The 12727-nt window shown below is 44.1% G+C and carries 13 protein-coding genes; 10 read left to right on the plus strand and 3 right to left on the minus strand.

Annotation, left to right across the window (positions count from 1 at the left end):
* Positions 1–176: 176 nt before the first annotated feature.
* On the plus strand, positions 177–431 hold the full coding sequence (locus tag AC6I3O_RS02100) for a hypothetical protein (protein ID WP_497849499.1): 255 nt from the start codon (positions 177–179) through the stop codon (positions 429–431).
* Between the two features lie 101 nt (positions 432–532).
* Positions 533–2941, plus strand: a complete 2409-nt coding sequence (locus tag AC6I3O_RS02105; protein WP_497853403.1) for a DEAD/DEAH box helicase family protein — start codon at positions 533–535, stop codon at positions 2939–2941.
* Between the two features lie 36 nt (positions 2942–2977).
* Here the strand turns inward: AC6I3O_RS02105 and AC6I3O_RS02110 are convergent, their stop codons facing one another.
* Both AC6I3O_RS02110 and AC6I3O_RS02115 read right to left on the minus strand, forming a co-directional pair.
* Positions 2978–3463 (minus strand): GNAT family N-acetyltransferase, encoded by a 486-nt coding sequence (locus AC6I3O_RS02110; protein ID WP_497849500.1) that lies wholly within the window; start codon positions 3461–3463, stop codon positions 2978–2980.
* Positions 3464–3541: 78 nt separating this feature from the next.
* A complete protein-coding gene (locus AC6I3O_RS02115; RefSeq protein ID WP_497849501.1) occupies positions 3542–3991 on the minus strand; it encodes a hypothetical protein in 450 nt (149 codons plus the stop codon).
* Between the two features lie 184 nt (positions 3992–4175).
* Here AC6I3O_RS02115 and AC6I3O_RS02120 point away from each other — a divergent pair, with 184 nt between their 5' ends.
* The 8 genes from AC6I3O_RS02120 (at position 4176) to AC6I3O_RS02155 (ending at position 11690) form a co-directional block, all read left to right on the plus strand.
* A complete protein-coding gene (locus AC6I3O_RS02120) occupies positions 4176–4391 on the plus strand; it encodes a hypothetical protein (protein WP_497849502.1) in 216 nt (71 codons plus the stop codon).
* Between the two features lie 95 nt (positions 4392–4486).
* Positions 4487–5311, plus strand: a complete 825-nt coding sequence (locus tag AC6I3O_RS02125) for an AAA family ATPase (protein WP_497849503.1) — start codon at positions 4487–4489, stop codon at positions 5309–5311.
* Between the two features lie 140 nt (positions 5312–5451).
* Positions 5452–6567, plus strand: a complete 1116-nt coding sequence (locus AC6I3O_RS02130) for a helix-turn-helix transcriptional regulator (protein WP_497849504.1) — start codon at positions 5452–5454, stop codon at positions 6565–6567.
* Between the two features lie 17 nt (positions 6568–6584).
* Positions 6585–6788, plus strand: coding sequence for a PLDc N-terminal domain-containing protein (locus AC6I3O_RS02135; RefSeq protein ID WP_497849505.1), 204 nt, complete (start codon positions 6585–6587; stop codon positions 6786–6788).
* Position 6789: 1 nt separating this feature from the next.
* The gene (locus AC6I3O_RS02140; protein ID WP_497849506.1) at positions 6790–7686 is read left to right on the plus strand and encodes an ABC transporter ATP-binding protein; all 897 of its coding nucleotides are present in this window, start codon (positions 6790–6792) and stop codon (positions 7684–7686) included.
* Positions 7683–8444, plus strand: coding sequence for an ABC transporter permease (locus tag AC6I3O_RS02145; RefSeq protein WP_497849507.1), 762 nt, complete (start codon positions 7683–7685; stop codon positions 8442–8444). The genes AC6I3O_RS02140 and AC6I3O_RS02145 overlap by 4 nt, the downstream gene beginning before the upstream one ends.
* A 193-nt stretch (positions 8445–8637) precedes the next feature.
* On the plus strand, positions 8638–9591 hold the full coding sequence (locus AC6I3O_RS02150) for a HipA domain-containing protein (protein WP_497849508.1): 954 nt from the start codon (positions 8638–8640) through the stop codon (positions 9589–9591).
* An 83-nt stretch (positions 9592–9674) separates the two neighbouring features.
* Entirely contained in the window at positions 9675–11690 is a 2016-nt protein-coding gene (locus tag AC6I3O_RS02155; protein ID WP_497849509.1) for a thioredoxin domain-containing protein, read from the plus strand.
* Positions 11691–11886: 196 nt separating this feature from the next.
* Here AC6I3O_RS02155 and AC6I3O_RS02160 read toward each other — a convergent pair whose 3' ends face one another.
* Complete coding sequence (locus AC6I3O_RS02160; protein WP_497849510.1) at positions 11887–12588, minus strand: helix-turn-helix domain-containing protein; 702 nt, start codon at positions 12586–12588, stop codon at positions 11887–11889.
* Positions 12589–12727: the final 139 nt, after the last annotated feature.

Below are 12727 nucleotides of genomic sequence, written 5' to 3' on the forward strand. Positions count from 1 at the left end.
ATACCGGTTGATCGTTTCCCAGTACGGCTCCGGTGATCTGATGGCAACCCGTTTGCTTTTTATATTTATTTAAATTGGAAATTGAATACTTTTAGATTTTCATTTATCTTACTTGAAAACAAGAACAACAATGTGTAAAATTAACTAAGAAGATTATTTTACGAAGGAGCATTGTGATGAAAATGAAACATATTTCACTGGTATGGTGCGTGGTATTCTGCCTGCTGCTGGCAGCCTGTGGTAACAAAAAGGGCGCACAGGAGGAGAACACACAGAAACAGGTTGAGTTGGATAGAGAGACAGGTAATGACAAAGAGGCAGCCCCGGAAGATGAAAAAGCGGATTCTGGCATAGAGGCCGACGGAGGGGGACTGCCCGCAGAACCGAGGTATGGTGCGCAGACAGGTGTTGCTGCCAGAAACTCTGTATAGGTATCATCTTCATGTACAGGTTACTTTGGGGCAGAGCTTGGACGGATTATGAAGGAGCAGGAAGGGAAGTGGAAGATGTTATAATCGAATCAACGGATGTGATGACCGGAGACCGAAACCAGAGGCGTTTTTTATACTATCAGCTAAAGATGAGTATGATAAAGGCAGAAAGAATCGACATTATCGTGTCTTTTCTCATGGAATCCGGTGTCCGTATGATTTTAAAAGACCTCAGATCCGCTTTGGACAGAAACGTTCCGATACGAATCTTAACCGGGAATTATCTGGGAATAACGCAGCCATCAGCATTATACCTGATAAAAAAAGAACTGGGAGAGGGAATTGACCTGCGGTTTTATAACGAGAAGGAACGTTCCTTTCATCCCAAAGCTTACATTTTCCATTACAAAACTAACGGTGAGATTTATATCGGATCATCGAATATCTCAAAGAGTGCAATGACATCGGGAATCGAATGGAATTACAGGTTCCGCAGCAGTGGGGATGCGAAGAGTTTTCAGACATTCTATGATACCTTTGAAGATCTGTTTTTCAACCATTCCATTGTGATTGATGACGAAGAGCTGCGCCGTTATTCAAAAAACTGGCATAAACCAGCGGTATCCAGAGATTTGGAAAAATATGACAGAGACGGCGAGGATACGAATGTTGAAGCGCTGTTTCAGCCAAGAGGCGCCCAGATAGAAGCGCTCTACGCTTTGGAGGACAGCCGGGCGGAGGGCGCAGTGAAAGGGTTGGTTCAGGCGGCTACGGGAGTAGGGAAAACGTATCTGGCGGCTTTTGATTCTGCGAAATATAAAAGAGTGCTTTTTGTGGCTCACAGGGAAGAAATTCTGAAACAGGCCGCAGTCTCTTTCCGAAATGTGCGTCATTCGGATGATTATGGTTTCTTCTATGGAAAACAAAAAGATACGGATAAGTCTGTGATTTTTGCCTCGGTTGCCACATTAGGAAGAGAGGAATATCTGACCGCAGATTATTTTCCTGCGGATTATTTTAATTATCTTGTTATTGATGAATTTCACCATGCAGTCAATACGCAGTATAGACGGATTGTAAATTATTTTACTCCTCAATTTATGCTTGGCCTTACTGCTACGCCGGAGCGGATGGACGGGAAGAGCATTTATGAAATCTGTGATTATAATGTGCCGTATGAAATATCTCTGAAAGAAGCAATTAACAAAGGAATGCTGGTTCCTTTTCATTATTATGGAATCTATGATGAGACGGATTACTCAGGGCTGCGCCTGGTGAAAGGACGCTATGATGAGAGAGAGCTGACAGATATCTATAAGGGAAATAGACGGCGGTATGATTTGATTTATAAATATTATATGAAATACCGTTCCTGCCGGGCGTTGGGGTTCTGCTGTTCCAGACAGCACGCAGAAGAAATGGCAAAGGAATTCTGTAAGAGAGGGATCGCATCGGTGGCCGTGTATAGCGAGGCGGAAGGGGAATTTTCAGAGCAGCGTGACAAGGCAGTCGAGCAGTTGATAAAGCAGGAGATCAGGGTTATTTTTTCTGTGGATATGTTTAACGAAGGATTGGATATTGCATCGCTTGATATGGTTATGTTTCTTAGGCCAACGGAATCACCGATTGTATTTCTGCAGCAGTTGGGACGTGGATTGCGTACATATAGGGGTAAAGAGTACTTGAATGTTCTTGATTTTATCGGGAATTATGAAAAGGCCGGGAAGGCGCCTCTTCTGTTAGGAGGAGGGACATCCTTTGATGTGGGAAAGGTTTATGATTATAACGATATAGAGTACCCGGATGATTGTCTGGTGGATTTTGATATGAGGCTGATAGATTTGTTTCGGGAACTGGACCGGAAGTCATTGTCCATAAAGGAGAGGGTGCGGCAGGAATTTGACAGGGTAAAGGAACTCCTGGATGGGAGGGTGCCTTCCAGAATGGAACTATTTACTCATATGGATGATGATATTTATCAGTATTGTATGAAGCATGCAAAGGAAAACCCCTTTCGGAGATATCTGGATTTCCTATATGATTTGCAGGAGCTTTCCCAGGAGGAAGAGCGTCTGTATGCCGGGATTGGGCGGGAATTTCTCTCTGTCATAGAGACAACAGATATGCAGAAGGTGTATAAAATGCCGATTCTATACAGCTTTTATAATCATGGGGATATACGGTTGGAAGTGAAGGATGAAGATGTGCTGGAAAGTTGGAAGAGGTTCTTTGATACAGGAACAAACTGGAAGGACTTTGCGGCGGACATCACCATCGAAGATTATAAGAAAATGACGGACAAACAGCATCTCAGTAAGGCAAAATCTATGCCGATACGGTTTCTGAAATCCTCCGGGAAGGGATTTTTTATTGATAAAGAGGGGTATGCGATTGCTGTCCGGGAGGATTTGAAGGAGTGTGTTGGAAATACGGCGTTTCAATTTCATATGAAAGATATTCTGGAGTATAGGACGATGGAATATTATCGAAGGAGATATGTGCAAATGTAACACCGAAGGTACACAATTTCTGATTTTGAACAATTATCAGAATGTCAGCCGCATCTGATTCCACGATACATTTCCATGTGTCGATGTGGCTGAAACGCCTTCGTTTTGAAACCCGAACTTTGAATAGAACGGAATTAAGTTGTCTTTGCAGGTAAGAACGACGCCTTTTCTCCCATGGGCTTTTGCATTGTCAATCGCACACCGGATCAATTGACCAGCATAGCCCCGGTTCCGATAAGAAGGAAGCGTATTCACGCCAAATATCATTTGCCAGGAACCGCGTTCATCGTGCATACTGGCTTTTTCATACATTTCATCAGTCAAATCCGGCTCGTCGGTGACAAATCCGTCAACAAAGGAGATTAACTTATCACCGTCGAACATCAGCCAAAAGTGATTCCCATAGTATTGGATTCGTTCGGAAAATTCCTCTCTTGTAGCTGCTTCGGAGGCAGGAAAACAAGCAGCCTCCACAGCGGTTATTTCTTGTAAGTCATTGATAGTCGCAGTTCTTATTAACATATCCTTGTACTCCTTTTTGGGAGTCGTTACATTATCAGACAAAGTCCGTCCATTAAGATAAACTCATCCGGGCATCCCTTAATGGGCTTGTATCTTTAAATCAATATTTTCACAATCATATCCAACGAGCTTTAATCGATTCTGCCCACTCGTTAAGGATAGTGTCTTTGTTACAAATCCATCTGTAGATGTGTCAGGCGTACACTCAATTACGGTTGTAACATTGTCATCTTTATCAATATGTACGATTTTACCCCGTCCATTGGAAAGGCTAAAAGAAATGTCTATCTCTACATCCTGATTTTCTTCCAATGTCTCTTCCCAAAGTGTTTCACGTCCATTAAATTTACCGACTGTAAGAGAATATTGCCGGTTCGTGGAATTACCGACAGAAACTTCTTTCGCATAGCGGTCTGATGTTTGGGAAATCTTTTCGTCAGAATTATACTCTCGTTTGGCAAATGCATTGCTGCATGCAGTTATAAGCAGACAAAGCAGGATCATCGATAACATTCTTACCATCTTCATATTTAACATCCCCTCTGAATATTTTTATCATTATACAGCAAGCCTTCCCTGTTTTCAAGAATTTTGCAACAACTCCTTTTGCAACTATTTTTGTTGTATTTGGAGCGTATTTTGATTATAATAAAAACATTAGGATTGGATGGAAAAGATAATGGAGGAGCGGACAGACAGCAGGAGGTATGATATGTTTACAGTATTATTTACAATTTTGACATTCATAGTATTTGGAAAATTGCTTATATTTGCCATCAAGGCTTCATGGGGGCTTGCCAGAATTTTAGTTACGGTTTTATTTTTACCCTTTGTCCTGATTGGGCTTGTAGTGGCAGGGTTTGTATATCTTGCAGTCCCCCTTTTGGTGGTTGCAGGCGTGATTTCACTGCTCAAATCCCATAATTAAAAATCTTGGATGCGCCAGAGAGAAGACTTCTGTCCTGAAGGCAGATTACAAAGAGATTAGAGGACGGGCATCCAAGGAGAGAGAAAGGAGTTCCCATGGTATATTTAAGCACATTTGCCGTATCAGAAAAGAAAATGAAAAGTCCTCATATATACCCTTACAGTGTTTTCCGGCGGAAGGAAATATACCCGCTGGTATTTTCGCCAGTCACGATTATCTATGGCAATAATGGGTCTGGCAAATCCACTTTGCTTAACATTATTGCACAGAAAGTTGGGGCAAGAGGCTGTGAGTCCTATGCTTACGGGCAAGGTTATATTGATAAATTTGTCCGTGAGTGCCGATTTGGCGTGGGCGAGGATGAGTCGGGAAAACGGGTGGATATTCCCAAAGACAGCCTGTATATAAAGAGTGAAGATATTCTGTTTGAGATTAAGAAGATACAGCAGGAGGAGGCGCTGGAAAGAGGCTATGTCTTTGACCTCATGAAGCAAAAAGGGGTTGACAGGGCGTCGGCGGAGAAGTCATTTAACAGCCGTGAGAACTATTTTTTTACACGGAGGCAAATCATGCAGTTTGCCCAAGAGAAATACTCGAATGGGGAAACTACGATGCAGCTTCTTCTGGACGCATTTGTACCGGATAATCTGTATCTGCTGGATGAACCGGAGGTGTCTCTGTCCCCGGAAAATCAGGTGAAATTGGCAGAAGAGATTAATAAGATGGCTCGTTTCCTGGGATGCCAGTTTATTATTGCCACACATTCACCCTTTATGCTTGGGACTTTGCAGGCTAAGATTTATAATCTGGATTCGGATTGTTTGGATGAGGTTCCATGGTACGAGTTGGAGAACATACGCTTTTTTAATGATTTTTTTGAGAAGTATCGGCATTTATTTCGTAAAGATTCTGTTTCATGAGTATTTTACTCATTCTTTTTGTTTCTTGTAGGTTGATTTTTCTGCTTAAAAGTAGAAGACCGCTCCATTGATAGAAGATTCCCTTTTGATTATAATTGAATAAAAGATGTAATACATCGGATGATAAGGAGAACAATAACATGGACGGTTTAAAATTATCGGACAATATTATCCGGCTTAGGCGTGAACATAAGATCACGCAGGAAGAACTGGCAGATTTCCTGGGAGTGACCAAAGCATCTGTATCTAAGTGGGAGAATGCACAGAGTACTCCGGATATTCTGCTTCTGCTCCAAATGGCGGCATTTTTCGACATGACGATTGATGAACTTATCGGGTACGAGCCGCAGCTTTCCAGACAGCAGATCCGGCGTTTCTATGCGGAGCTTGCAAGGGATTTTGAAAAAAGTCCATTTCAGGAAGCAATCGAAAAGACTCTGATGTTGGCGCGCAGGTATTACTCTTGCTATCCTTTCTTGCTGCAGTTAAGCGTTTTGTGCTGTAACCATTACATGCTGGCGGAGTCAGAAGAGGAGCAGAAACAGATTTTGGAAGAGGCGGTTTCTTGGTGCGGCCATATTCTGGAAAATTGCAGTGACGTGGGGATATGCAGCGACGCCTTGGCTTTGAAGGCATGGCTAAGCCTTCAGATGGGGAGGGCGGAAGATGTGATTGGTATGCTGGAACCGATTTGTAATCCAACACGTCTATCGGCGCAGGATGGTACGTCGCTGGTGCAGGCATACCAGATGGCAGGAGAGCATGAGAAAGCCAGACGTTATATTCAGATAAGGGAATATCTGGATTTGGTGAATCTGGTGGGAGATGCCTTGATATCTCTGGCTTTGTATCAGGACAATTTAAAAAGATGTGAAGAGACCATATGCAGGATAAGAACTGTAATGGAGCAATACCGGATGGCTCATCTTCATCCGAATATGGCGGCGCAGTTCCATTACCAGACGGCGGTGGTTTATGCGGCGAATGGCGAAGAGGAAGAGGCGCTCCTGGCCCTTGGGCTTTTTGAAAAATGTGTGGACAGCCTTTTGCGTGCAGAGAAGATTGTACTTCACGGAGATGAATATTTTGATTGTTTGGATGCATGGATTGAAGAGCTTCCGTTGGGAGATATGGCTCCAAGGAGCAGGAAATTCATTTTTCAGAACCTGGAAACAGCATTTGGCCATCCGGCCTTTGCGTGTATCAAAGACCATCCGGATTTCCGTAGGATCATGCGGCATTTAACGGACAAGTGAAGAAGGAGGAGAAAATTATGCCTGATATCAATGAAATATTACCCTTTTTAATTCCACTAGCGATTGTGGAGATTATACTGCTTATTTATACGCTTCATCATATCCTGACACATAAAACATACAAACATGGCAGCCGGACCTTGTGGATTATCATCACGATAGCGGGGATGCAGTTCATTGGGCCAATCCTTTATTTCCTGCTGGGAAAGGAGGAAAACTGATATGGAGATGCTGACCCTTTCCCATGTGGCAAAGAATTTTGGGGAAAAGCAAGTGCTCCGGGACGTCAGTTTTTCGGTCCCGGAGCATACAGTATTCGGTTTCGTAGGGCAAAACGGCGCAGGAAAGACCACGGCAATGAAGATGATTTTGGGGCTACTTACCATAAGCAGCGGAGAGATTACGCTGAATGGAATGCCGGTTTGTTACGGAAATACCCCCACAAACCGGCTTGTGGGTTATCTGCCGGACGTTCCTGAATTCTATCCATATATGACGCCGGCAGAATATCTGCGGTTCTGCGGCGAGGTTTCCGGTATTTCGGCGAAAGAAATCAAGAGCCGAAGCCAGGAATTACTGCGGCTGGTGGGACTGGATAAAGAAAATCATAGGATTAAAGGATTTTCCAGAGGGATGAAACAGCGGCTCGGAGTTGCACAGGCTTTATTGGGACGTCCTAAGCTCCTGATTTGCGACGAGCCGACTTCGGCCCTTGACCCGGCAGGCAGAAAAGAACTGCTCGATATTCTGACAGCGGCGAAGGAAGAGACTACCGTCCTTTTTTCTACCCATATTCTTTCGGATGTAGAGCATATCTGTGATGAAATGGCTTTCCTGCACGAGGGAAAGATTGCCGTAAAGGGAACGCTTGATGAGGTGCGAAGGATGAGGCGGGAGACTGCAGTGGCCGTGGAGACGGAACATCCAAAGGACGCCGGCACTTTGCAGCAGGCATTTCCATTTCTGAAAAGTAATGGAAAGAACCACCTTCTGTTAGAAGAAGCAGGAAGGCTTCCGGAGCTTCTGCATTTTATTGCCGACAGGGAAATTGCAGTCATGCGTATTGAGCGGCAGGAGGCGACTCTGGAGGATTTGTTCATGGAGGTGATAGGCAAATGAAGGCGTTTCTGAAAAAGGAATGGATGGAGTGGTGGAGAACCGGCAGGTTCATGGTTCTTCTGTTGATTTTTGTTTTGTTTGGGATTATGAATCCTGCTATGGCGAAACTTACTCCCTGGTTAATGGAAACCATGTCAGAATCTCTGGCGGATGCGGGATTTGTGACAACTGCCGTTTCGGTAGATGCAATGACTTCCTGGGTGCAGTTTTATAAAAATATCCCGGTAGCGCTGATTGTTTTTGTTTTGATTAGTAGTGGGAATTTTACGGCAGAGTACGAGAAAGGGACGCTGATTCCTGTCGTTACCCGAGGGCTGGCGCGGTGGAAGATTCTGGCCGCAAAGGCTGTGTTCTTATTAGGCGTCTGGACGGCGCTGTATGTAATCTGTTTTGGGATTACTTATGGATATAACGCATATTTCTGGGATAATGGAGTCGCCGGGAACCTGCTTTTTGCCTTAGTCTGTACGTGGATGTTTGGCGTGTGGGTGACTGCATTGCTTATCTTTTTTTCAGCGGTATCGAAAACAGGTTCACAGGTGCTTTTAGGAACCGGAGGGGTGGCGTTAGGTGTTTATCTTCTGGATATGTTTCCGAAATTGGATGCATTTCTTCCGGCGAAGCTGATGAAAGGATTGGAGCTTTTGCAAAGGGTGGGCGGCCCGGAAGATTTTTATGCCAGTATGGCGGCGGCAGGGGTTATGGTTTTGTTATGTATGGGGCTTGCCGCCCTTGGTTTTGACAGGAGGCAGTTGTAGGGGAGGCTGGTGGGGCAGCATTAATAAACGATTGAATGATGTGGAGTGCAATATCAGAGAAATAGTATGTGGGAAAAATCCTGATAAAGGTTAAAAAGTTTGAACTTGAGGAAAGGATGAAAGATATGATAGTATATAATATAGAGAGCTTTCTATTTATTGTTTGAGCCTAAAAGGTAAGAGGGAGATATTTATGATTGCGATTAAAGATTTAAGCCAGTATGCAAAAGACCGTTGGGGATTATATGGAGGATTATCTGGTTCAAAATACGGTATACTGATTGATGGTGTCCGTTGGATGGTGAAATTTCCGGAGAATACCAAGCATTTCCCCGGGAGAGAAAAACGGAATCATCATATACCTTCTTATACTTCAAGCCCGGTCAGCGAGTATATAGGTTCAAAGATTTATGAATCTCTTGGCATACCTGTACATGAGACGATGTTGGGTTATCGGGACGGAAAGATTGTGGTAGCCTGTAGAGACTTCGACCCATATCGGGCTATGATTGATTATGGAAAAATCAAGAATGCTGTTACTGAAAATGATGCGAATTTAACAGGAAGCAGTGACCGTCACGGGGAGGTATTGGAAGATGTCCTGACTGTAATGGAAACTTCGGACATTCTGAAAGACATGCCGAATGTAAAAGAACGATTTTGGGATATGTTTGTCATAGATGCATTTATACGGAATAATGACCGGGATAATGGGAATTGGGGAGTATTTATCAATGGTGACGGAACCGTTTCGCTGGCGCCGGTATTTGATAATGGCAATGCATTATTTAATAAGAGGAATCCTTCCGTCGCAGGGCGTAGATTATATAATGAAGCGGATATTGTCCAAGATACATTGGAGACGGGGGTTTCATTTTTTACAGATCAAAAAGGAAAACATCTGCATCCCTTCTTGTATATAGAAAGTATGAAGAACAAAGAATGCAATGCGGCAGTTCTTCGTTTTGCAGAAAGAGTAGACATGGGAAAAGTCAGGAAGATAGTAGATGATATTCCTGAAACGGCATATGGTATTGAGGTTATAACTTCTGTACAGAAGGAATACTATAAAAAAATGTTTGAAATCATATGTGAGAGAAGTATTTTGCCGACGGCTGAAAAAATTAAGGCCATATACTCTGCGTAAAGTCAGAAGAATCGAAGGGGTTATTGATTTTCAATTTTCCGGAAATACTATTCTAATGAATAACAGGAAAGGAAGAAAAGACAATGCCAAACAGATTAAAAGACGAAAAATCACCGTACCTTTTCCAACACAAGGATAATCCGGTAGACTGGTATCCATGGTGCGATGAAGCCTTCCAAAAAGCCAGGACAGAGGATAAGCCCATTTTTCTCAGCATCGGTTATTCTACCTGTCACTGGTGCCATGTGATGGCACATGAATCCTTTGAGGATAAAGCTGTTGCAAAGCTTCTGAATCAAGGATTTATATGCATCAAAGTAGACCGGGAGGAACGGCCGGATATTGACGCTGTGTATATGTCCGTCTGCCAGGCCGTCACAGGACAAGGAGGCTGGCCGCTTACGATTATTATGACGCCGGAGCAGAAGCCTTTCTTTGCCGGCACGTATTTCCCAAAAGAGCGGTATTATGGCCGTCCAGGGCTTATGGACATCTTAAATGAAGTCCTAAAGTTATGGAAGACCAGACGGCAGGAGCTTCTAAGGGACAGCGAAGAGATTACGGCGATGATCAATAAAAATTCTGCGCCCCAAGGCGGCGGCTCTGGCGATGGATTCCCCGATAAAGAGATATTTAGGAAGGCGTACCGTATCTTTGTAAAACAGTTCGATCCGGTATGGGGAGGTTTCGGCGGCGCGCCTAAGTTTCCGTCGCCCCATAATCTGCTGTTCTTAATGCGGTATGCAAAGGAGGAGCAGGAACCGGACGCGCTTCACATGGCAGAAACAACCTTGAACGCCATGGCAAAGGGAGGAATCCACGACCACATCGGCGGCGGATTCTCACGCTATTCCACGGATGAGCAATGGCTTATCCCGCATTTTGAGAAAATGCTGTATGATAATGCGCTGCTGATCCTTGCTTATTTGGAAGCGTATCAGGTCACAAAACAAGAGACGTATAGAGATATAGTACGGCATACGGCAGATTATATCCTGCGGGAACTGACGGATGAAGAAGGCGGATTTTACTGTGGGCAGGACGCGGACAGCGAGGGAGTAGAGGGGAAATATTATGTGTTTACCCCGGATGAAGTCATGTCTGTATTGGGAGAGGCTGACGGGAAAGAATTCTGCCGTCTTTATGGCATTACGGAAGAGGGGAATTTTGAGGGCAGGAGCATTCCCAACCGGATTCATCATGACCAGACAGAAGAAAATGATAAAGTAAGTGATAAGGAAAAGTTATATCAGTACCGCCTGAACCGGACGACACTTCATAAAGACGATAAGATTCTGCTTTCGTGGAATGCATGGACAATACTTGCGCTTGCCCGGGCAGGGGCCGTGCTGAAAGAGGAGCGGTATCTGAAAGCGGCAAGAAAAGCCCGGGAGTTTATAGAAGCGCACATGACCGGAGAGGATGGGAGGCTTTACTTGCGTTTCCGCGACGGGGAGGCGGCCAATCAGGGGCAGTTGGAGGATTATGCGGTCTATACCCTTGCATTGCTTGAGTTATACCGGACTGATTTTCAGGTGGAATACCTTTCCTGTGCAATACAGAGGGCAAGGCAGATGATTCATTTTTTTGAAGATGAAAAAGCAGGAGGATATTTCATGAATGCTTCGGATGCAGTGCAGTTAATCGCGCGGCCCAAAGAAATGTATGACGGGGCAATGCCTTCCGGTAATTCTGCGGCGGCAATGGCGCTTCAAAAGCTGGCGGCATTGACCGGGGATGTATACTGGCAGGATGCGGCAAGGAGACAGATAGGGTATTGCGCGGGGGAGATCTATGAGTATCCCGCAGGATATAGTTTTGCGCTTTTGGCAATGGCCGATGCGGTCTATCCCCATCGGGAATTAGTATGTACCGTAAGCGGAGGAATGTCGGAGAAATTGCGAAGGCAGATTGACGATTTGCCAATATACGGAATTGATATTTTGGTCAAAACAAAGGAAAATGCAGACGATTTGGCCAAATGTGTACCGTTCACCGCAGAATACCCGCTGCCACAGGAGGGCGTGATGTATTATCTGTGCGAGAACGGAGTCTGCCAGACGCCGGTAAGGGAGTTAAGCTTCGAGGAGAAAGAATAGGTTGCAAAACCGTCGGAAAACTCGGGGTATATGCTGAGTTTTTGTGATAATAGGGAAACACCGCATGAGAATCGGACTTTTCAGTATTGTGGGCATGAAATATGCGAGGTGATTGTGGCGTATCGGGATGTGTAGGAAATCAAAAAATAGCCGGCGATATCTTGAAAGTAGGATATTACCGGCTATATCATTCAGGTCAGCTATAATTCTGCACCGTAAGGGAATGAGTTTTTTTCATCAGCTTAAAATCTTCTTTTGAAAACATCAGCAGCTCCATCAATTCCTCCCTGTCCCCGATCTTAGTCCGGGATATTATGGTCTTGAACGTAACCGGCAGCATGGTATAGTTAGAAAGCCCGGTGACAAGGCCAAGCTGCCGGTCCGGATTTACCAGATTATTCACGCAGGAAATCATAGCATGCTCTGATTCCATTATCTGGTTGCGGAGCATATAGGTTCCGATAAAACCTTCGGAAATATACTCGCCGGTGTACAGCCCGCCGCATTCGCCGGGATTGTCCATATCCTTCACTTCATTGAATAGCTGCACCCGGTAGGCGTTAGGCTGCTCTAAGTCCGGATACCGCTCAATCACGCTTCGGACGATTACCTTGCACGCACTATTATAGGTATACATATACAGCGTTTCGGCGAAAGAGGAATAATTATTTTCCTCTTGGGAAATATCAGCGGCCTCACCAAGGAGTAAGGACGGTGAAATGTCGAATATATGCGCAAGCTCAATAAAGGTGGGCATATCAAGGGAAATATTGCCTTTTTCATATTTGGAAATCGTAGATATGCTCTTATGAAGCTGCTCTGAAAGGTCTTTTAACGTCATATTGTATGCAGTTCTATATTTTTTCAAGTTGTTCCCAATGATTTCATCAATATTCATAACAATTTTCTTTCTTAATAATCAATTATTTTGTAAATCTTGCACAATAATAGATGGTGTGAAGAAAATACGGTTACAAGCTGTGTTTTTTTGATTTGTTTAATAATATCACGTAATAACTTTTCGTGTCAAGAAAACA

The organism is Sporofaciens sp. St.21A7, from assembly GCF_059728535.1.

What these genes read in the sequence shown, in the direction of transcription:
- AC6I3O_RS02135 (WP_497849505.1), top strand. Translation starts at nt 6,585, where the DNA reads ATGCCTGATATCAATGAAATATTACCCTTTTTAATTCCACTAGCGATT.
- AC6I3O_RS02125 (WP_497849503.1), top strand. Translation starts at nt 4,487, where the DNA reads ATGGTATATTTAAGCACATTTGCCGTATCAGAAAAGAAAATGAAAAGT.
- AC6I3O_RS02130 (WP_497849504.1), top strand. Translation starts at nt 5,452, where the DNA reads ATGGACGGTTTAAAATTATCGGACAATATTATCCGGCTTAGGCGTGAA.
- AC6I3O_RS02150 (WP_497849508.1), top strand. Translation starts at nt 8,638, where the DNA reads ATGATTGCGATTAAAGATTTAAGCCAGTATGCAAAAGACCGTTGGGGA.
- AC6I3O_RS02160 (WP_497849510.1), bottom strand. Translation starts at nt 12,588, where the DNA reads ATGAATATTGATGAAATCATTGGGAACAACTTGAAAAAATATAGAACT.
- AC6I3O_RS02120 (WP_497849502.1), top strand. Translation starts at nt 4,176, where the DNA reads ATGTTTACAGTATTATTTACAATTTTGACATTCATAGTATTTGGAAAA.
- AC6I3O_RS02155 (WP_497849509.1), top strand. Translation starts at nt 9,675, where the DNA reads ATGCCAAACAGATTAAAAGACGAAAAATCACCGTACCTTTTCCAACAC.
- AC6I3O_RS02105 (WP_497853403.1), top strand. Translation starts at nt 533, where the DNA reads ATGACCGGAGACCGAAACCAGAGGCGTTTTTTATACTATCAGCTAAAG.
- AC6I3O_RS02100 (WP_497849499.1), top strand. Translation starts at nt 177, where the DNA reads ATGAAAATGAAACATATTTCACTGGTATGGTGCGTGGTATTCTGCCTG.
- AC6I3O_RS02115 (WP_497849501.1), bottom strand. Translation starts at nt 3,991, where the DNA reads ATGAAGATGGTAAGAATGTTATCGATGATCCTGCTTTGTCTGCTTATA.
- AC6I3O_RS02145 (WP_497849507.1), top strand. Translation starts at nt 7,683, where the DNA reads ATGAAGGCGTTTCTGAAAAAGGAATGGATGGAGTGGTGGAGAACCGGC.
- AC6I3O_RS02140 (WP_497849506.1), top strand. Translation starts at nt 6,790, where the DNA reads ATGGAGATGCTGACCCTTTCCCATGTGGCAAAGAATTTTGGGGAAAAG.
- AC6I3O_RS02110 (WP_497849500.1), bottom strand. Translation starts at nt 3,463, where the DNA reads ATGTTAATAAGAACTGCGACTATCAATGACTTACAAGAAATAACCGCT.